We start from the raw sequence: 23887 nt of genomic DNA, 5'->3' as shown, positions 1-23887 counted from the left end.
GCATGCCTGACTCGATGCTGGCCGGCCGGCTGGACGTGCGCACCCGTGAGTTCGTGGTCAAGGAGGTGCCCAGGCCGGCACCCGGCCCCGGGGAGGTGTTGATCCGGGTCGCCGCGGCCGGCATCTGCCTCTCCGACGTCCACCTGATCGAGGGGCAGCTCTCCCCGCTGTTCCTCGCCGGTGACGAGGTGACGCTCGGGCACGAGGTGGCCGGCACCGTCGCGGAGCTCGGCGACGGCGTGGGCGGCCTGACCGAGGGGCAGCGGGTGCTCCTGCAGGCCGGGGAGGAGAAGGACGGCTGGATCCACACCCGTGGCGTCGACTACGACGGCGGCTGGGCGCAGTACGCCCTGGCGACGGCGGGCACGGTCGTGCCCATCCCCGACACGCTGCCCTTCGAGCAGGCGTGCATCGTGCCCGATGCGGTCTCGACGCCGTGGGCCTCGATCGTGCGGACGGCGCAGGTGCGCGCCGCCCAGCCGGTCGGCGTCTGGGGCATCGGCGGGCTAGGCGCGCACGCGGTGCAGCTGCTGCGGCTGGCCGGGGCCGCCCCGATCGTCGCCGTCGACCCGGTGCCCGCGGCCCGGCAGCGGGCGCTGGACTTCGGCGCGGACCTCGCGCTGGACCCGTCCGAGGACATCGCCACCCGCGTGCGGGAGCTCACCGGTGGCGCCGGGCTGGCCTTCGCCTTCGACTTCGCCGGCGTCGCGCCGGTGCGCGAGCAGGCGGTGCGCTGCCTGGAGCGGGACGGGGCCCTGGTGCTGGTCGGCCTGACCGACCAGCCGCTGGAGATCCGCAACGGGACCCAGTTCAGCTACTTCGGGCAGCGGATCCTCGGCCACTACGGCTCCGAACCGGGCCACGTCGAGGAGTTGGTCGACCTGGTCCGGCACCACCGGCTCGATCTCTCCCGCTCCATCTCCGGCACGCTCCCGCTCGCCGACGCCGCCGAGGGCGTGCAGCGGCTGGCGAACAAGGAGGGCGACCCCATCCGCCTGGTCCTCACGCCCTGACTCTGTCGTCCTCCGGACGACACCGCGGCCAGGTGCCGTCCCCCACCGCCGTTGAGCCGCCCCACGGGACGTTGAGCCGCGCTCGCACGCGGCTCAACGTCTCCTGGGCCGGCTCAACCCGCGGACGGGGGTGGCTCCTTGATGAGCACCTGGACGGCGCGGAACTGCTTCGGCGTCCCCAACAGGACCGCCTTGGTCGGCTCCCCGACGTCCAGCGCGGGGTCGCGGCGCAGGGCGGCCAGCGGGCGCAGCCGGGGGTCGGCCAGCACCTCGTCGGCCAGCCCCCGGTCCCCGCCGGTGAACAGCGCCGCCAGCCCGTCGGCGTGCGGCAGCAGCACCCGGACGGCGGTCTCCACGGCGTGGTCGACGACGGCGTCGGTCTGGTGGCCGCGCCGGCGGGCGAAGCGCTGCTGCGACCAGCCACCGGCCGCCGTCCGGCCCTGCACCTGGCGGGCGTCGACCTTGGAGACCACCAGCTCGTCGCCGTCGAAGACGCCGACCGCCCACCGGCCCCGGCGGACGAGGAGCACGGCCGCGCGCCGCGGCCGGCCCGCGGCAGCCGTGAAGGCGGCGAGCAGGGGCGGCTGGGGCGTCCAGCCGAACGGGGCGTGCAGGACGACGGTGGTCGTGTCCGCGCAGGCGATCCGCAGCCCGTCGTCGGCCGGCTCCACCGTGGTGAAGGCGCCGTGCCGGGTGGCGACGCCGTCCAGCCAGCGGCCCAGCCGCTCGGGGGCCACCCCGAGCTGCCGCCCACCGCCGGCGGCCGGCCGGGGACGCGTCACCGGGACCGCAGGGTGAGCAGCCGGTCGAGCACGTCGCCCACACGCAGGCCGTCGTGCTCGTGCTCGTTGGTCACCCAGGTGCGCACGTTGCCGACCTCCCCGGCCGTCTGCAGCGACAGCCCGGCGTCGACGTACATGTCGTCGAAGTAGACCGCGGCGTCGACCGGCACCTCGTTGGCCGCCAACCGCGCGGGGTCGTACAGGGCCGGGAACTCTTCGAGCTCCGCGAGCGCGTGCGCGGCAGGGCCGAACGGCCGCAGCGAGGCGATCTCGTCGAACATCCAGGGGTAGACCATCTCGCCGGTGAAGGGCAGCGGGCGGCGGTCCCCGTCGAATCCCGGGCCCCGCTCGTCCTCCGCCGCCCAGCCGACCGGGGCCGCCCCCTGCACGTAGATGCTCTCGTGCAGGGCCGCGTAGAGGGGATCGTCCCAGGAGGAGGTCCGCCGGGAGACCTGGTCGAGGAAGGTGTCCGTGAGCTCGCCGTCGGCGCCCAGGGCCTCCTCGAACAGCCAGTGCAGCTCGGTGGCGCCGTCCCGCATGCCGAGCACGTGGCCGGTCGTCTGCAGACGGCGCACGGTGAGCCGGTCGCCGTCCGGCAGGGTCGCGGGCCCGGCCGCCAGGCGGTCGGCGACGGCGGCCACCCGGGCGACGTCGCCCGGGAACCGCTCGTAGAACTGCCGGGTGCGGGCCGCGACGCGGGGATAGGTGCGCCGGTACACGTCGCGTGCGTCGGCGTGCAGGCCCGGCAGCCCGCCGGTGACCAGGCAGCGGGTCAGGCCCTCCGGCGCCCGGGACAGGTAGGTGAGGGTCAGGAAACCGCCGTAGCTCTGGCCCAGCGTCGTCCACTGCCGGCCGTCGTAGAGGGTGGTCCGCACGTGCTCGGCGTCGGCGACGATCGAGTCCGCGCGGTGGGCCAGCAGGTGGCGGGCGGCCGCGGCGGCGCCGGGGAGGCGGCTGAGGGCGGCGCCGGTCACCCGGGAGCTGCGCCCGGTGCCGCGCTGGTCGAGGAGGACGACGCGGAAGTCGCGCAGCGCCCGCTCGATCCAGCCGCCCCGGGTCGGCCGCGGCGACTTGCCCCCCGGGCCGCCCTGCAGGAAGAGCAGCAGCGGGAGGTCGTCACCGCGCCGGTCGGGGTGCACCAGCTCCCGCACGAACACGTCCAGGGAGCCGTCGGCGTCGGGGTCGCCCCAGTGCAGCGGCACGCTCACCGACCGGTCGCGGACCAGCGCCCCGGGGAGCGCGTACTCCTCCACGGCGTCGCCGGTCAGCGGGCCAGCGCCGGCTCGGCGGCGTGCTCGGCCGGCACGTGCAGCAGCCGCTGGTACGAGGCGACGACCACGGCGGCGATCCCCGCGGCGACGATCGCGACGACGAAGGCCCGGTTGGCGCCGGCGACGTCGACGATCTTGCCCGCGACCGAGGCACCGACGGCGACCCCCAGGCCCAGCGCGGTGCCGATCCACGTGAACGCCTCCGTCACCGCCGACCGGGGCACCAGCAGCTCGGCCAGGGTGAAGGAGCTGATCAGCGAGGGCGACACCGCGATGCCCGCGACGATCACGAACGGCACCATCACCCAGATGTCGTCGATGAACAGCAGCGGGACGACCAGCAGGGTGAGCAGGGCCAGGGCCCCGACCAGCCGGAGCCGGAGCGGGAGCTGCCAGTGGATGGCGCCCCAGCCGATGCCGCTGGCCATCGACCCGACCGCCAGGCTGGCGATGAGCACGCCGGAGAGCGCCATGGCGTCCCGCTCGTCGGCGAAGGCGACCAGGGCGATCTCCAGGGTGCCCAGGATCGCGCCGACCGCGGCCCCGACGACGAAGAGCACGCGCAGCCCCGTGGTGCGGATCGCGGAGGGGCCCTGCCGGCTGGCGTGCCCGTGCGGCTCCGGCTCGGTGCGGCGCTGGGCGGCGAACAGCAGGCTGCCCACGGTCGCCAGGGTGAACGCGGTGACGACGCCGGAGGTCGCGTGCCCCGTCGTCGACAGGAACGTGACGAGGACCGGACCCACGATGAAGACGAACTCGTCGACGACGGACTCCATCGACAGCGCCGTGTGCAGCCGGTGGCTGCCGCGGAGGAGGTGGGTCCAGCGGACGCGGATCATCGAGGAGACCGGCGGGATGCAGGCCCCGGCCAGCCCGGCGGAGAGGAAGACGACCAGGAGCGGCCAGTCCTCGCGCACGGAGAAGAGGAAGACCAGGCCGGAGAGGACGAAGACGACCAGCACCGGCAGCAGCACCCGGCGCTGGCCGTGCGTGTCGGCCCACCGCCCCAGCAGCGGTCCGGCGATCGCCGTCGTCACCGCCCCCACCGCCGCCACGGCGCCGCCGAGGCCGTAGGAGCCGGTCTCGGAGGCGACCAGGAGGACCGAGCCCAGCCCGACCATCGAGAGGGGCAGCCGGCCGATGAAGGCGGCGAGCACCATCGGCAGGGCGTGCGGCGTCCGCAGGACCTGCAGGTAGGGATTGGGCACGAGTGGGCTTGCCTCCGAGAACGGGCAGGGGGGGCTCAGCCACGCTAACCGACCGTGGGCGGGCGTGCCGCGACGGCGACCCGTCACGCTCCACCCGCCCCCGGCGATGATCAGGGTCCCTGATCGTGGAGCGTCCTCCCTCACCGCCCACCGTGAGGGAGGACACCCGGTGATCAGCTCACCTGATCGTGGCCGGGTCGGGCGCGGACGGCGGAGGGCCCGGACCGCAACCGCGGTCCGGGCCCTGGCGACGCGCTGGAACGGCCACCCTTCAGGGGCCCGCGCCGAGCGTGCGAGGCGTGGGGGGAGGGTGGTCCTCTCTCTACGCGAGGCGGCTCTTGAGGATCTCGAGCTCGTCCCACATGGTGCTGGGCAGCTTCTCGCCGAACTTCTCGAACCACTCGGTGATCTGCGGGATCTCCTCGCGCCACTCCTCCGGCTTGACCGCGAGGGCCTGCTCGACCTGCTCCGGTGTCATGTCTAGACCCGAGACGTCGAGCGCCTCGGGCGTGGGCACGTGGCCGACCGGGGTCTCGACGGCGGCCGCGGTGCCCTCGATGCGCTCGACGATCCACTTGAGCACGCGGCTGTTCTCACCGAAGCCCGGCCACAGGAAGCCGCCGTCCTCGTCGCGCCGGAACCAGTTCACGTAGAAGATCTTCGGCAGCTTGGTGGCGTCGGCCTGCTTGCCGGTGTTCACCCAGTGACCGAAGTAGTCAGCGGCGTTGTAACCGATGAACGGCAGCATGGCGAACGGGTCGCGGCGGACGACGCCGACGGCGCCTGTGGCGGCGGCGGTGGTCTCCGAGGAGAGCGTCGCGCCCATGAAGACGCCGTGGTTCCAGTCCCGGGCCTCGCTGACGAGGGGAACCGTGGTCTTGCGACGACCACCGAAGAGGATCGCCGAGATCGGCACACCGCGGGGGTCGTCGTACTCCGGCGCCAGGATCGGGCACTGGGTGATGGGGGTGCAGAACCGGCTGTTCGGGTGGCTGGAGAGCTCCTCGCTCTCCGGCGTCCAGTCCCGGCCCTTCCAGTCGGTGAGGTGGGCCGGGGGCTCCTCGGTCATGCCTTCCCACCAGACGTCGCCGTCGTCGGTGAGCGCGACGTTGGTGAAGACCGAGTTGCCCTTCTCGATCGTCCGCATGGCGTTGGGGTTGGTGTCCCAGCCGGTTCCCGGAGCCACGCCGAAGAGCCCGTACTCGGGGTTGATGGCGTAGAGCCGGCCGTCCTCCCCGAACCGCATCCAGGCGATGTCGTCGCCGATGGTCTCGACCTTCCAGCCGGGGATGGTCGGCTCCAGCATGGCCAGGTTCGTCTTGCCGCACGCGGAGGGGAAGGCGCCGGCGACGTAGTAGGTCTTCTGCTGCGGGTTGGTGAGCTTGAGGATGAGCATGTGCTCGGCGAGCCAGCCCTCGTCGCGCGCCATGACCGAGGCGATGCGCAGCGCGTAGGCCTTCTTGCCCAGCAGGGCGTTGCCGCCGTAGCCGGAGCCGTAGGACCAAATCATGCGCTCCTCGGGGAACTGCACGATGTACTTGGTGGTGCTGCACGGCCACGGGACGTCGGCCTGTCCCGGCTCCAGCGGAGCGCCGAGGGAGTGCATCGCGGGCACGAAGGGCCGGTCGGTTCCCAGCGCTTCCAGGATGCGGCTGCCGATGCGGGCCATGACCCGCATCGAGACGACCACGTACTCGGAGTCGGTGAGCTCCACGCCGAACATCGGGCTCTCGGCCTCGACCGGGCCCATGCAGAACGGGATGACGTACATCGTCCGGCCGCGCATGCACCCCCGGTACAGCTCGGTCATGACCGACTTCATCTCGTTCGGGTCCATCCAGTTGTTGGTGGGACCCGCGTCGGCCTCGTCGACCGAGCAGATGAAGGTGCGGTCCTCGACGCGCGCGACGTCACTGGGGTCGGAGGCGCACCAGAACGAGTTGGGCTTCTTCTCCAGCGGCGTGAAGGTGCCCGCGTCGACGAGCTGCCGGGTGAGCCGCTCCCACTCCTCGTCGGTGCCGTCGACCCAGACCACCTGGTCCGGCGTCGTCAGCTCGGCCATCTCCCGCACCCAGGCCAGCAGCCGGGCGTGTGTCGTCGGGGCGTTCTCCAGACCTGGGGTGGCCACGGTGGTCACGGCGTCTCCATCCTCTGCGTCGCCGGAGCGGACTCCCGTTCCGACGGTGGTGCCCTGCGAGCCGCGGCCGCTGGACGGCCGTTCGGATCGGGTCAGGCTACAAGCGTCGACATGCGCTTGTAACCGAGACAAATGTTACGTATAGGACGTCTTGTGCTCACCTCGGAACAGCCTGCCGGAACGCGGCGTTCGCCACACCTCGTGAGCACCCCCATCCTCCTCTCGCCTTTCCGCCTCCGCGACGTCACGCTGCGCAACCGCCTCGCCGTGGCCCCCATGTGCCAGTACTCGGTCGCCGACGGGCTGGTCGGGGACTACCACCTCGTGCACCTCGGGCGGTTCGCGCTGGGCGGCTTCGGCCTGGTGGTCGTCGAGGCGACCGCCGTCACCCCGGGGGGCCGGATCAGCCACGGCGACGTCGGCCTGTGGTCCGACGACCACGTCCGGGGGCTGGCCCGGGTGGTCGACTTCCTGCACGCCGAGGGCGCCGCGGCCGGCATCCAGCTGGCGCACGCCGGGGCCAAGGCCAGCAGCCGCCGTCCGTGGGAGGGCTCGGGTCCGGTGACCGAGGACGACGCCCACCCGGGTGAGGCGCCGTGGCCGACGGTCTCGGCGTCCCCCGTCCCCGCCGGGCCGGGGTGGCCGGTGCCGCACGCGCTGACGGCCGAGGAGCTGGCCGAGGTGCGCGACGCCTTCGTCGCCGCCGCCCGCCGGGCCGACGCCGCCGGGTTCGACGTCGTCGAGGTGCACGCCGCGCACGGCTACCTGCTGCACCAGTTCCTCTCCCCGCTCACCAACCGGCGCGAGGACGCGTACGGCGGTTCGCGGGAGGGCCGGATGCGCTTCCCGCTCGAGGTGGTCGACGCCGTGCGCGCCGCCTGGCCGGAGGGCAAGCCGGTGCTGGTCCGCGTCTCCGCCGTCGACGGTTCGGGGGACGGGCTGACCATCGAGGACACCGTCGCCCTCGCCCGCGAGCTGCGCGCCCGGGGGGTGGACGCGGTCGACGTCTCCGGCGGCGGAATCGGCGGCGGCTGGGAGCACCCGATCGGCTACGGCTACCAGGTGCCCTACGCCCGCGACATCCGCGACGGGGCGGACCTGCCGACCATGGCCGTCGGCCTGGTCGTCGACGCCCGACAGGCGGAGGCGATCGTCGCTGGTGGCTCGGCGGACCTGGTCGCGGTCGCCCGGGAGGCCCAGGACGACCCGAACTTCGCCGCTCACGCGGCCCGCGAGCTCACCGAGACCTACGACGCCTACCCGGTGCAGGCCGGGCCGCGGCTGGCCTCCCGCGACCGGCTCCTCGGCCGGCTGGGCCCGTGGACCGGCCCCGACCCGGTCCAGACGGAGGACCCCCGTTCCCCCCACCCTTCGCACGCTCAGGGCGGGCCTCAGAACCGGGGCCGACGGAACTAGCCTGCGCGGCCGTAGGCGGGGCCGACCTCCGCGGCGAACTCGTCCCAGCGGCCGGGCGCGGGCCGGCCGCTCACCTCGGCGTCGAACTTGTCCAGGTACCAGTGCCAGCCCATGGCGTAGTCGGTGACGTCGACGCCGGCGGCGAAGACCTGGACGAAGCGGAGGACGGTCCGATCGCCCTCGGTGGAGAGGTCGAGGTCGATCCGCCACACGCCGGAGCCCTCCTGCTCCTGGACCCACTGCACGACGAGCCGCCGCGGCGGGTCGCACTCGACGACGGTCATCGGCTCGCCGACCGCCTCGTCCTCGTGGGTCATCGTGAAGGTGCCGGTGCCGCCGGGCCGCCGCTCGCCCTCGTAGGTGCCGATCCAGCGGGCCATGCGGTCGGGCTCGGTGAGGGCGGACCAGACGTCCTCGATCGGGTCGGGCCAGCTGCGGCGGAACTCCAGCCGGCGGCGGCCGTCGTCCTCCGTGGTGACGGTGCCGCGCCGGGTGTCCAGGTGTTCGGTCATGCCGGGTCTCCCATGCTCCGCGCCCGCCTGCCGCGGGCGATCTCGGTGTCGAGCGCGTCGAGCCGCTGCGCCCACAGGTCGCGGTAGGGCTCCAGCCAGTCGTCGATCTCCCGCAGCGGCCGTGGGTCCAGCGAGTACCGGCGCTCGCGCCCGTCGGCGCGCACGCTCACCAGCCCGGCCTCGCGGAGCACCCGCAGGTGCCGGCTGATCGCCGGACGGCTCACCCGGAACGGCGCAGCGAGCTGCCCCGCGGTCCGTTCTCCCCCGGCCAGGAGCGCCACGAGTTCACGCCGGGTCCCGTCGGCCAGCGCCTGCATCGCCTCCACCGGCCATGCGTAACACATGTGTTACGGGTCGGTCGAGGGGTTGGCGCGCGCCCCCCCGGGAAAGGAGGCGGCCATGACCGTCACCGATCCGGACACCCCCGACCCGCTCAACGACCCCCGCACCCTGCAGGCCGACCCGGGGGCCTACGGGGAAGGTGCCGACCTCGCCTCCGCGGAGGACGACGCGGCAGCGACCGGCGAGGACGAGCTGGCCGCCGGCGAGAACCTCGAGGACGAGGCGGGCGGCGGCGACGTCACCGGTGGCGCATTCGGCGGCACCCCGCCGGCCTGATCGTGTGACGGATCGGTTCTCCCCGGGTAAGGCGGGCCCGTCCCACCCACCTGAACCGAGGAGGACCGATGGCCACCGGTGAAACTGGCTTCGAGGACGTCTTCTACGACCTCGTCTCCGTCCAGTACCACTCGCTCAAGGCCGGGCACGACTACGGCCAGTACGTCCGGGACGCCGAGAACGCGGGCCTGGACGACATCGCGGCGTTCTTCCGCGAGGTCATGGAGCAGGACTCCCAGCGCGCCAGGCGGTGCCACGAGTTCCTGGGCCGGCTCCAGGGCACGGAGCAGGGCGGCCCGGCCACGCAGTAGAGCGGGCAGGATGCGGTCGTGATCCGGACCGCGCTGACCCGCCGCTTCCACCTCGCCACGCCGGTCATCGGGGCACCCATGGCCGGTGTGGCCGGGGGCGCGCTCGCGCGGGCGGTCTCGCTCGGCGGCGGGCTGGGCATGATCGGCGTCGGCAGCGCGACGCCGGCGTCCTTCGTCGCCGAGCAGTGCTCGATCCCGCGGGGCGACGGGCTGCCGTTCGGCGTCGGGCTGATGGCCTGGGCACTCCCCGACCGGCCCGACCTGCTCGAGGCCACGCTGGGCGCGACACCCGACCTGGTATCCGTCTCGTTCGGCGACCCGGCGCCCTGGGTCCCGCGCCTGCACGACGCCGGGATCGCCGTCGCGGCGCAGGTGAACACCGTGGCCGACCTGCACCAGGCGCTGGCCGCCGGGGTCGACGTCGTGGTGGCGCAGGGCAGCGAGGCCGGTGGGCACACCGGGCACCGCGCCACGCTCCCCCTCCTGCAGGAGGTGCTCGCGCTGACCGACCGCCCCGTCCTCGCCGCGGGCGGGATCGCCACCGGACGCGGGATGGCCGCTGCGCTGGCCGCGGGCGCGGCCGGCGTCTGGATCGGCACACCGCTGCTGTCGTGCACGGAGGGGCTGAACTCCCCCGCCGCCCGGGAACGGGTGCGGGCGGCGACGGGCGAGGAGACCGTGCTGACCCGCGCCTTCGACGTCGCGGAGGGCGTCGCCTGGCCGGAGCGGTGGCCCGGCCGGGCGCTGGTCAACGACTTCTCCCGCGCCTGGCACGGGCGGGAGGACGAGCTCGTGCACGACGCCGCGGCCCGGCAGCTGGTGGTGGACGGCCGCCGGACCGGGGACCCGGCAACCGCCCCCGTCTACGCGGGCGAGGCGGTCGGCCTGGTGACGACGCAGCGCTCGGCCACCGAGGTGGTGCGAGAGCTGGACGCCGGCGCCGAGCAGGCCCTGCGCGCGGTGGCGGACCTGGTGGGCTAGGTGTGGGCTAGGTGGCGCAGCTGTCGTCGGTGCAGCCCTCGGCGGGCGGCACGGTGACCAGCGGGTGCGCGTCCGCCCAGGCGCGCTCGAGCACCTGCAGCAGCAGCTCGGCGGGCTGGGCGCCGGCGGCGCCGTACTTCCGGTCGACGACGAAGAACGGGACGCCCGTCGCGCCCAGCGACTGCGCGGTGGCGCTGTCCTGGCGCACCGCGGCCAGGTACCGGCGATCGGTCAGCGCGGCGCGCACCTCCGCCTCGTCCAGCCCCACCCGGACACCGAGGGGCACGAGCGACTCGACGTCGAAGACGGAGCGACCCTCCTCGAAGTAGGCGTGCAGCAGCAGCTCCTTGAGCTCGTTGCGCGTGCCGTGCTCGGCGGCGAGGTGCAGCAGCTCGTGCGCGAGGAGCGTGTTCCCGCTGACGGCGTCGGCGAGGTGGTACTCCAGCCCCTCACCGGCGGCGACCTGCTCGACCTGCGCCATGTTCTGCCGCATCTGCTCGACGCTGGTGCCGTACTTGCGCGCCAGCGCCGGCAGCGTCGGGTGCGTCTCGCCCTCGGGGGCGGTCGGGTCGAGCTGGAAGGAGCGCCACACGACATCGACCTGGTCGCGGTGCGGGAACTGCTCGAGCGCAGCCTCCAGCCGGCGCTTGCCGATGTAGCACCACGGACAGACGACGTCGGACCAGACCTCTACCTGCATGCCCGGCCCAACGCCGTCACCCTCCCGACTTCTTCCGCCGGGTCAGCCGCCGGTGAAGGAGCGGACCCCGACGAGGTCGACGACGAAGACCAGCGTCGCACCCGGCTTGATGACGCCCCCGGCGCCGCGCTCGCCGTATGCCTTGTGCGCCGGGATGGTCAGCCGGCGGCGACCGCCGACCTTCATGCCGACGATGCCCTCGTCCCAGCCCTGGATGACCATGCCCACGCCGACCCGGAACTCGAGCGGGTCGCCGCGGTCCCACGACGCGTCGAACTGCTCGCCGCCCTCGTGGGTGACGCCCACGTAGTGGGTGCTCACCAGGTCGCCGGCCTTGGCCTCCGGGCCGTCGCCGACGACGAGGTCCTCGATCACCAGGTCGTCGGGGGCCGGTCCGGTCGGCGGCTCGACCTCGGGTCGGCTCAGCTCGGCCACGGTTCTCCCTCCCGCACCGGGGCTCTCCCGGCGCCGTCGTCCCCCATCCAAGCAGCGGGCGGCAGCTCCGGCTCGGGCCGGCCGACGTCGAGCGGATGGGCCAGTTCGTCGGCGGGAAGCCGCCCCGCCCAGATGGCGACGACGGCGAACACCGGCGGGGCGAGCCCGGCCACCAGGAAGGCCCCGGTGAGCCCGGCCAGCTCGCTGAGCGGCCCGGCGAGCGCCATCGACAGCGGCATGAGGCTCAGCGAGACGAAGAAGTCGAGGCTGGACACGCGGCCGAGCAGGGCGGGCGGCACCCGGCGCTGCAACAGCGTCCCCCAGATCACCATGCCCGCCTGGAACGTCGCCCCCACGGCCGCCGCGGCGAGGAGCATGACCCCGAGGTCGGTGCTGAACCCGAAGACGACCATCGGCAGGCAGCCGGCGCCCCACAGCAGGTTCATCACCGTGAGGTAGCGGCGCGGCAGCCGCCACGACGCCACCAGCAGCGAGCCCAGGGCGCCGCCCACCCCGAAGGCGGCCAGCACCCACGCGTGCTGGCTCGCCCCGCCGCCGGCGTCCTCGATCGCGAAGGGGACGAGCACCTCGAACGGCCCCATGAAGGCCAGCAGCATGAGGGCGGCGAACAGCAGCGTGGCCAGCAGCCAGGGGGTCGCGACGACGTAGCGGACGCCCTCCCGGACGTCGGCGACCAGACCGGGCGGTGCCGCGCCCTCGGCCCTCTCCCGGCGCACCGGCGTGAGCGGCAGCGCGAGCAGGAAGCCCGCGGCGAGGAACGCCGTGGCGGCGGTGCCGGCCATCGCCGCGCCCGGGGACCACGCGGCGACGAGGAACCCGGCGACCGCGGGCCCCGCCGCCTGGCCGAGCACCGGGCGCACCGCCCCCTCCAGCCCGTTCACCGCGAGCAGGTCGCCCTCGGGGACGAGCGCGGGCACCAGCGCGGAGTACGCCGGGTAGAACAGCCCGAGGGCCGCACCGTCCACCAGGGCGACCACGGCCAGGTGCCACACCTCCAGGACTCCGGCGAGCGAGAGCGCGGCGGCGACGGAGGTCGCGCCGCCCTGCAGCAGCGCCACGAGCAGCAGCAGGTGCCGCTGGGGCACCCGGTCGGCCAGCGCCCCGCCGAGCAGCGCCATGACGAGCATGCCGCCGGAGCCGATGGCGGCGACGAGCGACAGCGCGCCGGGGCCGCCGCCGAGCGCGACGACCTGCCAGACCATCGCGATCGCCCACAGCCCCTGGGTGAGCAACGAGAGCGCCATCGCCGCCGCGAGCAGCCGGTAGGAGCGGTGCCGCAACGGCGCCAGGGCGCGTGGCAGCGTCATCGCTCTCCTCCGTGGGTCGTGGGCGCGCCCATCCTGGGCGACGGGTACGACAGGAGGCACGCGGTTTCCCCGAAGGCGGAACCGGGGTGCCCCGCTCTGCCGGTCCCCGCCGCTACGTTCCGCGCCATGATCGACCACCTGGGTCTGCAGTGCGCCGACGCCGAGGCGGCGGCCGCCTTCTACCAGCGCGTCTTCGCGGCCTGCGGCGTCCGCGAGGCGATGCGCATCGACACCCCGCGCGGGCCGGTGATCGGGCTCAGCGGCCCCGACGGGCAGCCGCAGCTGTGGACCAGCCCCGCCGAGGACACCGGCCACCGCCCGGTGCACCTGGCGCTGGCCGCGCCGTCGCGCGAGGCCGTCGACGCCGTCTTCGCCGCCGCGCGCGAGGCCGGCGCCGAGGTCCTGCACGAGCCGCGCGTGTGGCCCGAGTACCACCCGGGCTACTACGGCGTCTTCCTGCGCGACCCCGACGGCAACAACGTGGAGGCGGTGCACCACGGAGGGCCCTGACCCTGCGAGCGGCGGCCCGGCGTGCTGGGCTGGGCACATGGCCAGTGAGCAGCCGCCGTGGTGGACCCGTGCCGTCGTCTACCAGGTCTACCCGCGCTCGTTCATGGACAGCGACGGCGACGGCATCGGGGACCTCGGCGGCGTGCTGCTGCACCTGGACCACCTGGCCGACCTCGGCGTCGACGTCCTCTGGCTCTCGCCGGTCTACCCCTCGCCGCAGGCCGACAACGGCTACGACATCAGCGACTACCAGGACATCGACCCGCTGTTCGGCTCGCTCGAGCAGCTCGACGAGCTGATCGCCGCGCTGCACGCCCGCGGGATGAAGCTGGTCATGGACCTGGTGGTCAACCACACCAGCGACCAGCACCCGTGGTTCCTGGAGTCGCGCTCGTCGACGGAGAACCCGAAGCGCGACTGGTACTGGTGGCGCCCGCCGCGCGCGGGCATGGCGCCCGGCGCCCCGGGGGCGGAGCCGACCAACTGGCAGTCGTTCTTCTCCGGCTCGACCTGGGAGCTGGACGAGGCCTCCGGCGAGTACTACCTCCACCTCTTCGACCGCCGGCAGCCCGACCTCAACTGGGAGAACCCCGAGGTCCGGCAGGCCGTGTACGAGATGATGCGGTGGTGGCTCGACCGCGGGGTCGACGGCTTCCGCATGGACGTCATCAACATGATCAGCAAGGACGTCGCCCCGGACGGGCACCTGCACGACGGTCCGCCGCTGGCCGGCTCCGCGCTGGGTGACGGCTCGGCGTCCTACCTGTGCGGGCCGCGGATCCATGAGTTCCTGCAGGAGATGCACCGCGAGGTCGTCGCCGGCCGCTCGGGCGCGCTGCTGACGGTCGGCGAGATGCCCGGTGTGACCGTCGAGCAGGCCCGGCTGTTCACCGACCCGGCGCGCGGCGAGGTGGACATGGTGTTCCAGTTCGAGCACGTGGGGCTGGACCACGGCACCTCGAAGTGGGACATCCACCCGCTGCGGATGCGCGACCTCAAGGCCTCGTTCGGCCGCTGGCAGGCTGGCCTGGCCGACGTCGGCTGGAACTCCCTCTACTGGGACAACCACGACCAGCCGCGCGCCGTCTCCCGCTTCGGCGACGACTCCCCCGAGTTCCGCCGCGACTCCGCGACCTGCCTGGCCACGCTGCTGCACCTGCACCGGGGGACGCCGTACGTCTACCAGGGGGAGGAGCTCGGGATGGCCAACTACCCGTTCACCGCGCTCGAGGAGTTCGCCGACGTCGAGTCGCTCAACCACCACGTGCACGCCGTCTCGGCCGGCCACGACCCGGCCGAGGTGCTCGCCGCCCTCCGGTACATGAGCCGCGACAACGCCCGCACGCCGGTGCAGTGGGACGACTCCCCGCACGCGGGGTTCACGACCGGGACGCCGTGGCTGGCGGTCAACCCCGACCACGTGCAGTGGAACGCGGCAACGCAGCGGGACGACGAGAACTCGGTGCTCGCCCACTACCGGCGGCTGATCGCGCTCCGGCACACCGACGACGTCGTCGCGCTGGGCGACTTCACCATGCTGCTGCCCGACCACGGCGACGTGTACGCGTTCACCCGCTCGCTCGGCGGGGTGGAGCTGCTCGTCGTCTGCAACCTGTCGCGGACCCCCTACCGGCTGGCCGAGCTGCTGCCGGAGGCGCCGGCCGCCGAGCTGGTGCTGGGCAACCTGCCCGACGACGACCCCGCCGAGCTGCGCCCCTGGGAGGCCCGCGTCCTGCGCCTGCCGTGACCTGGCCGGCGTCGACCCTCCCCACGACATCCGGGGCCGGCGGATGCCCTGCTGGGGGACACCGCCTCGATCCGGCGGTCCCTGCCACGATGACCACGTGCAGGACACGTTCGCGGAGATCGGCGAGGAGCGCCGCGGCCTGGCGGCGATGCTGTCGGGGCTGACGGCTGAGCAGCAGGCGGCCCCGAGCCTGTGCAGCGGGTGGACCGTGCACGACGTCGCCGCCCACCTGGTCGTGCCCCTCGAGGTGAGCACCCGGAGGTTCCTCCTCGCGATGCTGGTCTGCCGCGGCAGCTTCGACCGGGCGAACGTCCGGGTGACCCGCGAGCAGGCCCGCCGGCCCTTCGCCGAGCTCGTCGAGGTGCTGCACCGGAAGGCCGACTCGCGGTTCACCCCACCCGGCGCAGGCCCCGAGGCGCCCCTCACCGACCTCCTGGTACACGGCGTGGACATCCGCCGGCCGCTGGGCATCCCGCGCGACATCCCCGAGCCGCGCCTGCGCACGTCGCTGACCTACCTGGCCGACGGCGGCTTCGTCCCCCGCGGCGCGCTGGACGGGCTCCGGTTCGAGGCGGCCGACCTCGACTGGGCGCACGGCAGCGGTCGGCCCGTGCACGGGGACGCCGACGCCCTCCTGCTGGCGATGTCCGGCCGCACCACCGCCCTCGACGACCTCGACGGTGGCGGCGTCCCGGTCCTGCGCGCCCGACTGGCGCCACCGGCCCGGCGCCAGGACCGGGACCGGGACCGGGAGGAGCGCAGCCCGTCCGAGGGGTGACCGCAGGCCCTACGCTGCCGACGCTCCCGACGAGAGGACCGCGCATGGCCTACGACGTCGCACTGGCAGGCCGCGTCCGCGAGGCGCTCCCCGAGGGGAGGGCCGTCCGCGAGATCACGATGTTCGGCGGCCTCGCCTTCATGGTCGACGGGAAGATGGCCGCCTGCGTCTCGGCCGGCGGAGGCGCGCTGCTCGTACGCGTCTCCGCCGCTCGCGACGCCGGGTACCTCGAGGTGTCCGGCGCCCGCCGGGCGGAGATGGGCGCCGGACGGTCCATGGGCGAGGGGTGGATCGCCGTCGACCGGGACGCGCTCGTCGCGGACGAGGACCTGAGCTTCTGGCTCGACGCCGTCCTCGAGTTCAACGCCGAGCAGACGGCACCGCGCTGACCCGACCGGCGGCACCGGCCGCCCACCCGCGGGAGGCCTAAGCTCCTCTCCTCGTGGGCCGGGTCGTCGAAGCAGTGCTCCCGGCCCGCATGGGGACGCCGTTCCGCTGGCTGGTCGGCTCCTCGTGGGTGACCAACCTCGGCGACGGCATCGCGCTGGCCGCCGGGCCGCTGCTCGTGGCGTCACGGACGACCGATCCGTTCGTCGTCGCGCTCGCCGCCCTGCTGCAGCGTCTCCCCTGGCTGCTGTTCGGTCTCTACGCCGGGGTGCTCGCCGACCGCGTCGACCGCCGCCTGCTGGTCGTCGCCGTGGACGTCGCTCGCGCCGTCGTCCTCGCCGTCCTGACCGTCGCCCTCGTCACGGGCTCGATCGGCGTCGGGCCGGTGCTCGCCGCCATGTTCCTGCTGGGCACCGCCGAGGTCTTCGCCGACACCACCTCGGGGACGCTGCTGCCGATGGTGGTCGACCGCGCCGATCTCGGCGTCGGCAACGCCCGGATGATGGCCGGCGCGCTCACGATGAACCAGATGGCCGGACCGGCGCTGGGCGCGGTGCTCTTCGCGGCGGGCTCGGCCTGGCCGTTCCTCGTCCAGGGGCTGTGCGTCGCGCTCGGCGCGCTGCTGCTGGTGCGCATGGCGCTGCCCCCGCTCCCCCGCGCGCAGGGCGAGCGGCACGTCGGCCGCGAGATCGTCGAGGGCCTGCGCTGGACGTGGGGGAACGGTCCGGTCCGGACCCTGACGATCACGATCGTCACCTTCAACGTCACCTACGGCGCCGCGTGGTCGGTGCTGGTGCTCTACGCGACCGACCGGCTCGCGCTCGGGCCGATCGGCTTCGGCCTGCTCAGCACGGTGACGGCGGTGGGCGGCCTCCTGGGCACGGTCTCCTACGACTGGCTGGCCCGGCGCGCGAGCCTGGCCCTGCTCATGCGCGTCGGCCTGGTCATCGAGACCCTCACCCACCTCGGGCTCGCGCTGACCACCGCCCCCTGGGTCGCGGCAGCGGTCCTCTTCGTCTTCGGTGCCCACGCGTTCGTCTGGGGGACGACGTCGCGCACCGTCCGCATGCGCGCCGTCCCGGCCCACCTGCAGGGGCGGGTCGGCAGCCTCTACTACGTCGGGGTGTTCGGCGGGATCGTCGTCGGCCAGGCGCTGGGCGGGCTGATCGCGCGCGTCTGGGGCATCACCGGGCCGTTCTGGTTCGCCTTCGCCGGGTCGGCGGTCATCCTCGTCCTCATCTGGAGCCAGCTCGCGCAGATCGCCCACGCCGACGAGGAGGTGCCGGTCGCGGGCTGACCGTGGTGCAATGCCAGGTCGGGCACCACGGGGAACGGGACGGACGACGAATGCGGCAGGGCACGACGAGCACCGCTCCCCGGCGGTGGCGGCGGCGCCCCGGAGCGGTCCGGCGCACCTGGGCGCGCCACCCCCGGATCGGCCTCGCCGTCCGCGCGGCCGTGGCGGCGGCGGTGGCGTGGGCCCTCGCGCAGCTCGCCCCCGGGCCCTTCGCGGACTACCCGTACTACGCACCGCTGGGAGCGGTGGTCGCGACGACGGCGTCCACGCTGGCCAGCTCGGTCCGCGGGTCCCTGCAGACCGTGGCCTCGATCGCCCTCGGTGCCGCGATCGCGCTCGCCGGGGAGGCCCTCGTCGACCCGCAGCTCCTGGCCCTGGCGCTCGTGGTCGCCATCGGCGTCCTGCTGGCCGGTTGGGGGCGGCTGGGCAGCAGCAGCAGCTGGCTGCCCACCTCGGCGCTGTTCGTGCTCGTCCTGGGGCAGGACAACCCCACCGGGTACGTGCTCGCTTTCGCCGGGCTGACGTTCGCCGGCGCGCTGGTCGGCATCCTGGTGGCCGCGGTCTTCCCGCCGCTGCCGCTCGCCCCCGCCGACGAGGCCCTGGGGAGGCTGCGCGAGACCCTCGTCGAGCAGCTGGACGACCTCGCCGACGGGCTGCGCCAGGAGCACCCGCCGACGCAGGACGAGTGGCGCGGGCGGATGCGCACCATCGACCCGCTGCTGGCCCAGATGCGCGCGGCGGTCCAGGAGACCGACGAGGCCCGGCGCGGCAACCGCCGGGCCGCGCGGTACCAGGACAGCGCCGAGCGGCTGTACCAGCAGGCCCGGGCCCTGGAGCGGCTCACCCTCCTCGTCGAGGACCTCACCCTGGTCATCGCCGAGACCGAGATCGCGGAGAACGAGCGCGTCGCGCTGGGGCCGGCGCTGCGACCGACGGCCTCCGGGGCCCTCGCCGCGCTCGCCGACGTCCTCCGGTCGGTGGAGAGCGCCGCCGCCGACCCCGACACCGTCCGCGAGGCCGACGAGGCGGTCGGCGCCTTCGCCGCCGCGCTGCGCCGGGCCAGGGCGACCGCCGACGACGACCTGTTCGAGGCCGGGAACATCATCGACAACGTCCGCCGCTCGCTGGACGCGGTGCGCCCGCCGGAGCCGGCGGATCACCCGGCGCAGCAGTGACGCGACCCTCGACCGGGTCACGCCGAGGCCACGAGGGGGGCGTCAGCCTGCTCGTCCCCATCGAGCCGGACCGAGCCGCCGCGGCTCAGCCGAGCGGCGAGCGGGGGAGCAGGCGGTCGCTGACGATCCGCTTCTGGATCTCGCTGGTGCCCTCGAAGATCGTGGTCAGCCGGGCGTCGCGCCAGTGCCGCTCGACCTGGCGCTCGGTGGTGTAGCCGTTGCCGCCGTGCAGCTGCATCGCCTGGTTCGTCACCCGCACCGACATCTCGGTGGCCTCGAGCTTCACCATCGACGCCTCCTTGGCGACCGGCATCCCGAGGTCGAGCAGGTGGGCGACCTGGCGGTAGAAGGCGCGGGACTGCTCGATCTGCGACGCCATCTCGGCGACGGCGAACCGGAGGGCCTGGAAGTCGCCGATCGGGTGGCCGAACTGCTCGCGCTCCTGGAGGTAGCGGATCGAGTCCTCCAGCGCGGCGCGGGCCAGGCCTACCGCCCGCGCCGCCGTGTGCACCCGGGCGGTGTTGAGGAACTTCTGCGCCTCGGCGAACCCGGCCTGCTTCGCCTCCTCGCCCTCGGCGTCGCTGTCCTCCCGCGCGGCCTTGGCCTGGTCGATGACGTTGTCCTTCGGGATGCGGACGCCGTCGAACGTCAGGTCCCAGGTGAGGAAGCCGTGGTAGCCGATCTTGTCGATCGGGTGCCCGGACAGGCCGTCCGGGAACTCGCCACGCTTCTTCTCCAGCAGGAGGTTGAGCAGCCCGGCCGAGCGCGACTCGCCCTCCTGGGGCTCGCGCTCGCGCACCAGCACCTGGATGAAGTCGGCGGCCTCGGCGTTGCCGCACCAGCGCTTGCGCCCGGTGACCACCCACTCGTCGCCGTCCAGCACCGCCCGGGTGGAGACCCCGGCGAGGTCGGAGCCGGCGTCGGGTTCGGAGAGCGCGATCGCGCCGATCCACTCGCCCCGGGCGCTGCGGGCCATCAGCTCGTGCCGGCGGTCGGCGTCGGGCACCGCGGTGCCGAGCCCCTGGGAGCGGGCCAGGATGCTCGCCGTCGACATCCACGCGCGGGCGAGCTCCTCGCTGACCATGCAGTAGTCGAAGACGCCCAGACCCAGCCCGCCCTGCTCGGCGGGCACGGTGATGCCGAAGTACCCCAGCTCGGCCAGCCGCTGCAGCAGGGTCGCCGGGATGAGGCCCTTCTGCGGGTCGAGCTCGTTCGCGACCGGCAGCACCTCCTCCATCGCGAACCGGCGCGCCTGCTCCTGCAGCGCCTCCCGCTCCGGGGTGTGCCACGGGGGGAGCAGCACGGGCGGCTGCGGCTCGAGGATCTCGCTGGCGGGGTTGGCGCTCGACGTCATCGTCGGTCGGCCTCCTCGGTCGGGCGGGCGGTGGCGTCCACTGTCGCGGCTCGTCGTTCCCCCGCGCACCGCGTCCACCCGCGGAGGTGACCAGCGTCACCGGCGATGCGGCTCTGACAATGACTTCACAGACCTCACAGAAGTCTGTCACGATGACGGCGTGGCCGTGCCCGAGCGACTGGACGTGACGCTGCGGCTGGTCCGCAACGCCGGGACGGCGACGCTGGCCGACCTGGCCGCGCGCCTCGGCGTGAGCGAGATGACCGTGCGCCGCGATCTCGACGAGCTGCAGCGCCGCGGCCTGGTCACCCGCATCCGCGGCGGCGCCACCGCGGTCGACGCCCCGGAGAACGGCTTCGCCGCCCGCGCCGGCTGGCAGGCGGGCCTCAAGGAGCGCATCGGCCGGGCGGCGGCCGAGCACGTCCTGCCGGGGTCGACGGTGCTCCTCGACGCCGGGACGACGACGGTCCACGTGGCGCGGGCGCTGCTGGGCCGGGCCCCGCTCACCGTGGCCGCGCTGAGCCTGCCGGTCGCCGCGGTGCTGGCCGACCAGCCCGGGATCCGGCTGCTCGTGGTCGGCGGCGAGGTGCGCGCCGGCGAGGGGAGCCTGGCGGGGCCGGTCACCGCCGCGGTCCTCGCCACCCTCTCCTTCGACGTGTTCGTCATGTCGATCGGCGGCATAACCCCCGACGGGTGGTCGGAGTTCACGCTCGAGGACGCCGCGGTGAAGCAGGTGGGGCTGCGCCAGGCCGACCGCACGCTCGTGGTGGCGGACGGCAGCAAGCTCGGCGTCCGGGCGTTCGCCCGTGTCGCGGACCTCCCGGCGGCCGGCCGGCTGGTGACCGACGCCGGCGCCCGCGACCCGAGGCTGACCCCGGCGGCGCAGGACACCCTCGCCGCCCTCGACGACGCGAAGGTGGAGGTCACCACCGCATGAGCCTGATGATCCTGGTCGCCGGCCCCTACCGGAGCGGCACCGGTGACGACCCCGGCGCGATCGCGACCAACCACCGCCGCATCCAGCAGGCCACCCTGGACCTGTTCCGGGCCGGCCACCTGGCGGTCAACGGCGAGGACCTCGCGCTGCCCCTGGCCGCGCTGGCCGGCTCGACGCGGGTCGGCGACGCCGCCTTCGACGAGGTGTTCCACCCGGTCGGCCGCCGGCTGGTCACCCGCGCCGACGCCCTGCTCCGGCTCCCCGGGGCGTCGGCCGGCTCCGACGAGATGGTCGCGCTCGCCCGGGCCAGGGGCATCCCGGTCTACACCGACGTCGCCGACGTCCCGGCGTCGGCGTGACCGGCGTCCCGGGGATCGACGTCCCCGACTTCCGCGGCCGGACCGGGCTGGACCGGGCCGGGCAGGACCTGACCGGCAACCCCGACGTCGTCGTCCGCGACGTGGAGCTGCTCGCCGCCGGCTGGCACGTGCTGCGGCGAACGACCCTCGACCGGCGGCGCAGCGACGGCCGGTGGGTGACCGAGCAGCGCGAGACCTACGACCGGGGCAACGGCGCGACGCTGCTCCCCTACGACCCCGACCGGCGCACCGTGCTGCTCACCCGGCAGTTCCGCTACCCGGTGTACGTCAACGGGCACCCCGACGGGCTCCTGCTGGAGGCCGCCGCGGGGCTGCTCGATGACGACGCCCCGGAGGTGGCGATCCGGCGGGAGGCCGAGGAGGAGCTCGGCGTGACCCTCGGGGAGGTGCAGCACGTGTACGACGTCTTCATGAGCCCCGGCTCGGTGACCGAGCGGCTGCACTTCTTCGCCGCCCCCTACCGCCCGGCCGATCGCACGTCGGCCGGCGGCGGGCTCGCGGAAGAGGGCGAGGACATCGAGGTCGTCGAGCTCCCGTTCGACGAGGCCCTCGACATGATCGAGGACGGCCGCATCGCCGACGCGAAGACGGTGATGCTGCTGCACTGGGCCGCGCTGCGGGGACCGTTCAGGAGCTGAGCCGCTCCTTCGCCAGCCGGATGTAGTGCTCGACCAGCGAGGCGTCGTCCACGGTGCCGGTGTTGACCGCCTTCGCCGGGTCGACGCCCTGGAAGAGCCGCTTGAGCGGCACCTCCAGCCGCTTGCCGGTGCGGGTGTGCGGCACGCCCGGGACGGCGATCACCTCGTCGGGCACGTGCCGCGGGCTGGCCTGCTCCCGGATGGCCGACCGCAGCCGCCCGACCAGGTCGTCGGTGAGCTCCTCCCCCGGCGCGAGCTGCACGAACAGGGGCATCCAGTAGCCGCCCTCGGGCAGCTCCACCCCGAGCACGACGCAGTCGAGCACCTCGGGGAACGCCTCGACGGCGGCGTAGATGTCGGCGGTGCCCATGCGCACGCCACCGCGGTTGAGCGTGGAGTCCGACCGGCCGGTGATGACGCAGGTGCCGCGGTCGGTGATCTCGAGCCAGTCGCCGTGCCGCCAGACGCCCGGCCACGGCTCGAAGTAGGCGGCGCGGTAGCGGGCGCCGTCCGGGTCGTTCCAGAAGTACAACGGCATGGAGGGCATCGGCTCGGTGACCACCAGCTCCCCGAGCTCGCCCACCACCGGCTCGCCCTGCTCGTTCCACGACTGCACGGCCACACCCAGCATGGGCCGCTGCAGCTCGCCCACCGTGACCGGGAGCAACGGCGAGCCGCCGATGAAGCCGGTCGCGACGTCGGTGCCACCCGACGCGGAGACCAGCTGCAGGTCCCTGCCGACGGCGTCGTAGACCCAGCGGTAGGAGGCGTCCGGGAGGGGGGAGCCGGTGCAGCCGATCACGCGCAGCGCGGAGAGGTCGTGGTCCTCTCCGGGGCGGACGCCTGCCTTCTGGCAGGCGCCCAGGTACCCGGGGCTCGTGCCCAGCAGGGTGATCCCGACCTTGGCGGCGAGGGCGAACTGCGCATCCGGGGTCGGGTAGGTGGGCGCCCCGTCGTGGAGCACCGCCGTCGCGCCCGAGAGCAGCGAGGAGGCGACGACGTTCCACATCATCCAGGCGGTCGAGGTGTACCAGTAGAAGCGCGCGCCCGGCCCCAGGTCCTGGTGCAGCAGCCCCCACTTGAGGTGCTCCAGCACCACCCCGCCGTGCCCGTGCACGATCCCCTTCGGCAGCCCGGTCGTGCCCGAGGAGTAGACGATCCACAGCGGGGCGTCGAACGGCGTCGGCTCGAACACCGGGTCCTGGCGGTCGGCGACGGCGTCGGTCCACGCCAGGGCGCCGTCGGGCACCTCGTCCGGGAAGAGCCGCGGGACGGCGATCGTCGTCCGCACGGTGGGCAGCGCCTCGCGTAGCTGGGCGACGACGTCCCGGCGGTCGTGCGCCCGGCCGTTGAAGCGGTACCCGTCGACGGCGACCAGCACGGTCGGCTCGATCTGCGCGAACCGGTCGAGGACGGCGCGGGTGCCGAAGTCGGGGGCGCACGTCGACCACACGGCCCCGACCGAGGCGGCGCCGAGGAAGGCGACGACGGTCTCGGGGACGTTGGGCAGGTAGCCCGCCACCCGGTCACCCGGGCGCACGCCGAGCCGGCGCAGGGTCGCGGCGAACGCGCCGACCTGGCCGCGGAGCTCCGCCCACGGGATCTCGACGGGCTCGGCGTCCTCGGCGACGGCGATGAGCGCGGGCCGGTCGTCGGCGGCCTGCCGGAAGACCTGCTCGGCGTAGTTGACCGTCGTCCCCGGGAACCAGACGGCGCCGGGCATCTCGCGGGAGGTGAGCACCCGGTCGTCGGGCACGTCGAGCACCCCGGTCCAGCGCGCGACGTCGCCCCAGAACTGGTCGAGGTGCTCGACCGACCACCGCCACAGGGTGTCGTAGTCGACCGGGTCGCCGAAGGAGAGGCCGCGGCGCTGCGCCACCCAGCCGGCGAAGGCGGCCACGCGGGTGCCGGCGATCGACGCGGCAGTGGGCCGCCAGAGGATCTCGGTGCTCTCGGTCACGCTGGCACCATG

Annotated in this window: 25 protein-coding genes; 14 read left to right on the top strand and 11 right to left on the bottom strand. The window is 74.3% G+C overall.

Features of this window, described 5'->3' with window-relative positions; genetic code table 11:
* Window positions 1-2: 2 nt before the first annotated feature.
* Window positions 3-1013 (top strand): zinc-binding dehydrogenase, encoded by a 1011-nt coding sequence (locus ACI792_RS09110; RefSeq protein ID WP_456602315.1) that lies wholly within the window; start codon window positions 3-5, stop codon window positions 1011-1013.
* Window positions 1014-1126: 113 nt separating this feature from the next.
* On the opposite strand, the gene ACI792_RS09105 is transcribed toward ACI792_RS09110, so the two are convergent.
* From ACI792_RS09105 to ACI792_RS09090, 4 genes are all read right to left on the bottom strand, one after another.
* Window positions 1127-1795, bottom strand: a complete 669-nt coding sequence (locus ACI792_RS09105) for an acVLRF1 family peptidyl-tRNA hydrolase (RefSeq protein ID WP_456602314.1) — start codon at window positions 1793-1795, stop codon at window positions 1127-1129.
* Window positions 1792-3048 carry an alpha/beta fold hydrolase gene (locus ACI792_RS09100; RefSeq protein ID WP_456602313.1) on the bottom strand — a complete coding sequence of 419 codons (1257 nt, stop codon included), beginning with the start codon at window positions 3046-3048 and terminating at the stop codon, window positions 1792-1794. The genes ACI792_RS09105 and ACI792_RS09100 overlap by 4 nt, the downstream gene beginning before the upstream one ends.
* An 11-nt stretch (window positions 3049-3059) precedes the next feature.
* Window positions 3060-4274, bottom strand: a complete 1215-nt coding sequence (locus tag ACI792_RS09095; RefSeq protein ID WP_456602312.1) for an MFS transporter — start codon at window positions 4272-4274, stop codon at window positions 3060-3062.
* A 322-nt stretch (window positions 4275-4596) separates the two neighbouring features.
* On the bottom strand, window positions 4597-6411 hold the full coding sequence (locus tag ACI792_RS09090) for a phosphoenolpyruvate carboxykinase (GTP) (protein WP_456602311.1): 1815 nt from the start codon (window positions 6409-6411) through the stop codon (window positions 4597-4599).
* A gap of 201 nt (window positions 6412-6612) precedes the next feature.
* Between ACI792_RS09090 and ACI792_RS09085 the strand changes: the two genes are divergently transcribed.
* Window positions 6613-7827 (top strand): NADH:flavin oxidoreductase/NADH oxidase, encoded by a 1215-nt coding sequence (locus tag ACI792_RS09085; protein WP_456602310.1) that lies wholly within the window; start codon window positions 6613-6615, stop codon window positions 7825-7827.
* On the opposite strand, the gene ACI792_RS09080 is transcribed toward ACI792_RS09085, so the two are convergent.
* Together ACI792_RS09080 and ACI792_RS09075 are read right to left on the bottom strand one after the other, a co-directional pair.
* A complete protein-coding gene (locus tag ACI792_RS09080; RefSeq protein WP_456602309.1) occupies window positions 7824-8339 on the bottom strand; it encodes an SRPBCC family protein in 516 nt (171 codons plus the stop codon). The two genes, ACI792_RS09085 and ACI792_RS09080, sit on opposite strands and share 4 nt — an antisense overlap.
* Window positions 8336-8656 (bottom strand): ArsR/SmtB family transcription factor, encoded by a 321-nt coding sequence (locus tag ACI792_RS09075; protein WP_456602401.1) that lies wholly within the window; start codon window positions 8654-8656, stop codon window positions 8336-8338. Before ACI792_RS09075 ends, ACI792_RS09080 begins: the two co-directional genes overlap by 4 nt.
* A gap of 82 nt (window positions 8657-8738) precedes the next feature.
* Between ACI792_RS09075 and ACI792_RS09070 the strand changes: the two genes are divergently transcribed.
* The 3 genes from ACI792_RS09070 to ACI792_RS09060 all read left to right on the top strand — a co-directional run bounded on the left by ACI792_RS09070 (window position 8739) and on the right by ACI792_RS09060 (window position 10249).
* The gene (locus ACI792_RS09070) at window positions 8739-8957 is read left to right on the top strand and encodes a hypothetical protein (RefSeq protein ID WP_456602308.1); all 219 of its coding nucleotides are present in this window, start codon (window positions 8739-8741) and stop codon (window positions 8955-8957) included.
* Between the two features lie 68 nt (window positions 8958-9025).
* Entirely contained in the window at window positions 9026-9268 is a 243-nt protein-coding gene (locus tag ACI792_RS09065; RefSeq protein WP_456602307.1) for an acyl carrier protein, read from the top strand.
* 18 nt (window positions 9269-9286) lie between these two features.
* Window positions 9287-10249, top strand: a complete 963-nt coding sequence (locus ACI792_RS09060) for an NAD(P)H-dependent flavin oxidoreductase (protein WP_456602306.1) — start codon at window positions 9287-9289, stop codon at window positions 10247-10249.
* A gap of 7 nt (window positions 10250-10256) precedes the next feature.
* Here the strand turns inward: ACI792_RS09060 and ACI792_RS09055 are convergent, their stop codons facing one another.
* Genes ACI792_RS09055 through ACI792_RS09045 form a run of 3 tightly spaced genes read right to left on the bottom strand, consistent with a single transcriptional unit; the run spans window position 10257 to window position 12712 of the window.
* Complete coding sequence (locus ACI792_RS09055) at window positions 10257-10949, bottom strand: DsbA family oxidoreductase (protein WP_456602305.1); 693 nt, start codon at window positions 10947-10949, stop codon at window positions 10257-10259.
* Window positions 10950-10991: 42 nt separating this feature from the next.
* A complete protein-coding gene (locus ACI792_RS09050) occupies window positions 10992-11384 on the bottom strand; it encodes an FKBP-type peptidyl-prolyl cis-trans isomerase (protein WP_456602304.1) in 393 nt (130 codons plus the stop codon).
* Window positions 11372-12712 carry an MFS transporter gene (locus ACI792_RS09045; protein WP_456602303.1) on the bottom strand — a complete coding sequence of 447 codons (1341 nt, stop codon included), beginning with the start codon at window positions 12710-12712 and terminating at the stop codon, window positions 11372-11374. The genes ACI792_RS09050 and ACI792_RS09045 overlap by 13 nt, the downstream gene beginning before the upstream one ends.
* A gap of 126 nt (window positions 12713-12838) precedes the next feature.
* Between ACI792_RS09045 and ACI792_RS09040 the strand changes: the two genes are divergently transcribed.
* The 6 genes from ACI792_RS09040 to ACI792_RS09015 all read left to right on the top strand — a co-directional run bounded on the left by ACI792_RS09040 (window position 12839) and on the right by ACI792_RS09015 (window position 18606).
* Window positions 12839-13222: a VOC family protein gene (locus ACI792_RS09040; protein WP_456602302.1), complete on the top strand. Its 384-nt coding sequence runs from the start codon at window positions 12839-12841 to the stop codon at window positions 13220-13222.
* Between the two features lie 37 nt (window positions 13223-13259).
* Window positions 13260-14969, top strand: a complete 1710-nt coding sequence (locus ACI792_RS09035) for an alpha-glucosidase (RefSeq protein ID WP_456602301.1) — start codon at window positions 13260-13262, stop codon at window positions 14967-14969.
* A gap of 97 nt (window positions 14970-15066) precedes the next feature.
* Window positions 15067-15747: a maleylpyruvate isomerase family mycothiol-dependent enzyme gene (locus ACI792_RS09030; protein ID WP_456602300.1), complete on the top strand. Its 681-nt coding sequence runs from the start codon at window positions 15067-15069 to the stop codon at window positions 15745-15747.
* Window positions 15748-15791: 44 nt separating this feature from the next.
* Window positions 15792-16136 carry a TfoX/Sxy family protein gene (locus ACI792_RS09025; protein WP_456602299.1) on the top strand — a complete coding sequence of 115 codons (345 nt, stop codon included), beginning with the start codon at window positions 15792-15794 and terminating at the stop codon, window positions 16134-16136.
* A gap of 53 nt (window positions 16137-16189) precedes the next feature.
* Complete coding sequence (locus tag ACI792_RS09020) at window positions 16190-17431, top strand: MFS transporter (protein ID WP_456602298.1); 1242 nt, start codon at window positions 16190-16192, stop codon at window positions 17429-17431.
* 50 nt (window positions 17432-17481) lie between these two features.
* Window positions 17482-18606: an FUSC family protein gene (locus ACI792_RS09015; RefSeq protein WP_456602297.1), complete on the top strand. Its 1125-nt coding sequence runs from the start codon at window positions 17482-17484 to the stop codon at window positions 18604-18606.
* An 85-nt stretch (window positions 18607-18691) separates the two neighbouring features.
* On the opposite strand, the gene ACI792_RS09010 is transcribed toward ACI792_RS09015, so the two are convergent.
* Window positions 18692-19960: an acyl-CoA dehydrogenase family protein gene (locus tag ACI792_RS09010; RefSeq protein WP_456602296.1), complete on the bottom strand. Its 1269-nt coding sequence runs from the start codon at window positions 19958-19960 to the stop codon at window positions 18692-18694.
* A 160-nt stretch (window positions 19961-20120) separates the two neighbouring features.
* Here ACI792_RS09010 and ACI792_RS09005 point away from each other — a divergent pair, with 160 nt between their 5' ends.
* From ACI792_RS09005 to ACI792_RS08995, 3 genes are read left to right on the top strand one after another with little or no spacing between them, the layout of a single operon-like run.
* On the top strand, window positions 20121-20897 hold the full coding sequence (locus ACI792_RS09005; RefSeq protein ID WP_456602295.1) for a DeoR/GlpR family DNA-binding transcription regulator: 777 nt from the start codon (window positions 20121-20123) through the stop codon (window positions 20895-20897).
* Entirely contained in the window at window positions 20894-21256 is a 363-nt protein-coding gene (locus tag ACI792_RS09000) for a DUF4406 domain-containing protein (protein WP_456602294.1), read from the top strand. The genes ACI792_RS09005 and ACI792_RS09000 overlap by 4 nt, the downstream gene beginning before the upstream one ends.
* On the top strand, window positions 21253-21915 hold the full coding sequence (locus tag ACI792_RS08995; protein WP_456602293.1) for an NUDIX domain-containing protein: 663 nt from the start codon (window positions 21253-21255) through the stop codon (window positions 21913-21915). Before ACI792_RS09000 ends, ACI792_RS08995 begins: the two co-directional genes overlap by 4 nt.
* Here the strand turns inward: ACI792_RS08995 and ACI792_RS08990 are convergent.
* Complete coding sequence (locus tag ACI792_RS08990) at window positions 21905-23875, bottom strand: acetoacetate--CoA ligase (protein WP_456602292.1); 1971 nt, start codon at window positions 23873-23875, stop codon at window positions 21905-21907. The genes ACI792_RS08995 and ACI792_RS08990 overlap by 11 nt on opposite strands.
* Between the last annotated feature and the right edge of the window lie 12 nt (window positions 23876-23887).

This window comes from Blastococcus sp. SYSU DS0669, assembly GCF_054050895.1.
The sequence above is the reverse complement of the archived record's forward strand: the minus strand, read 5'-3'. Positions and strand labels throughout refer to the sequence as shown.

Bases quoted from the DNA above. Each gene is read 5' to 3' on its own strand.
- ACI792_RS09110 (WP_456602315.1), top strand. From the start codon at position 3: ATGCCTGACTCGATGCTGGCCGGCCGGCTGGACGTGCGCACCCGTGAG.
- ACI792_RS09080 (WP_456602309.1), bottom strand. From the start codon at position 8,339: ATGACCGAACACCTGGACACCCGGCGCGGCACCGTCACCACGGAGGAC.
- ACI792_RS09075 (WP_456602401.1), bottom strand. From the start codon at position 8,656: ATGCAGGCGCTGGCCGACGGGACCCGGCGTGAACTCGTGGCGCTCCTG.
- ACI792_RS09070 (WP_456602308.1), top strand. From the start codon at position 8,739: ATGACCGTCACCGATCCGGACACCCCCGACCCGCTCAACGACCCCCGC.
- ACI792_RS09065 (WP_456602307.1), top strand. From the start codon at position 9,026: ATGGCCACCGGTGAAACTGGCTTCGAGGACGTCTTCTACGACCTCGTC.
- ACI792_RS09055 (WP_456602305.1), bottom strand. From the start codon at position 10,949: ATGCAGGTAGAGGTCTGGTCCGACGTCGTCTGTCCGTGGTGCTACATC.
- ACI792_RS09045 (WP_456602303.1), bottom strand. From the start codon at position 12,712: ATGACGCTGCCACGCGCCCTGGCGCCGTTGCGGCACCGCTCCTACCGG.
- ACI792_RS09040 (WP_456602302.1), top strand. From the start codon at position 12,839: ATGATCGACCACCTGGGTCTGCAGTGCGCCGACGCCGAGGCGGCGGCC.
- ACI792_RS09035 (WP_456602301.1), top strand. From the start codon at position 13,260: ATGGCCAGTGAGCAGCCGCCGTGGTGGACCCGTGCCGTCGTCTACCAG.
- ACI792_RS09025 (WP_456602299.1), top strand. From the start codon at position 15,792: ATGGCCTACGACGTCGCACTGGCAGGCCGCGTCCGCGAGGCGCTCCCC.
- ACI792_RS09015 (WP_456602297.1), top strand. From the start codon at position 17,482: ATGCGGCAGGGCACGACGAGCACCGCTCCCCGGCGGTGGCGGCGGCGC.
- ACI792_RS09010 (WP_456602296.1), bottom strand. From the start codon at position 19,960: ATGACGTCGAGCGCCAACCCCGCCAGCGAGATCCTCGAGCCGCAGCCG.
- ACI792_RS09000 (WP_456602294.1), top strand. From the start codon at position 20,894: ATGAGCCTGATGATCCTGGTCGCCGGCCCCTACCGGAGCGGCACCGGT.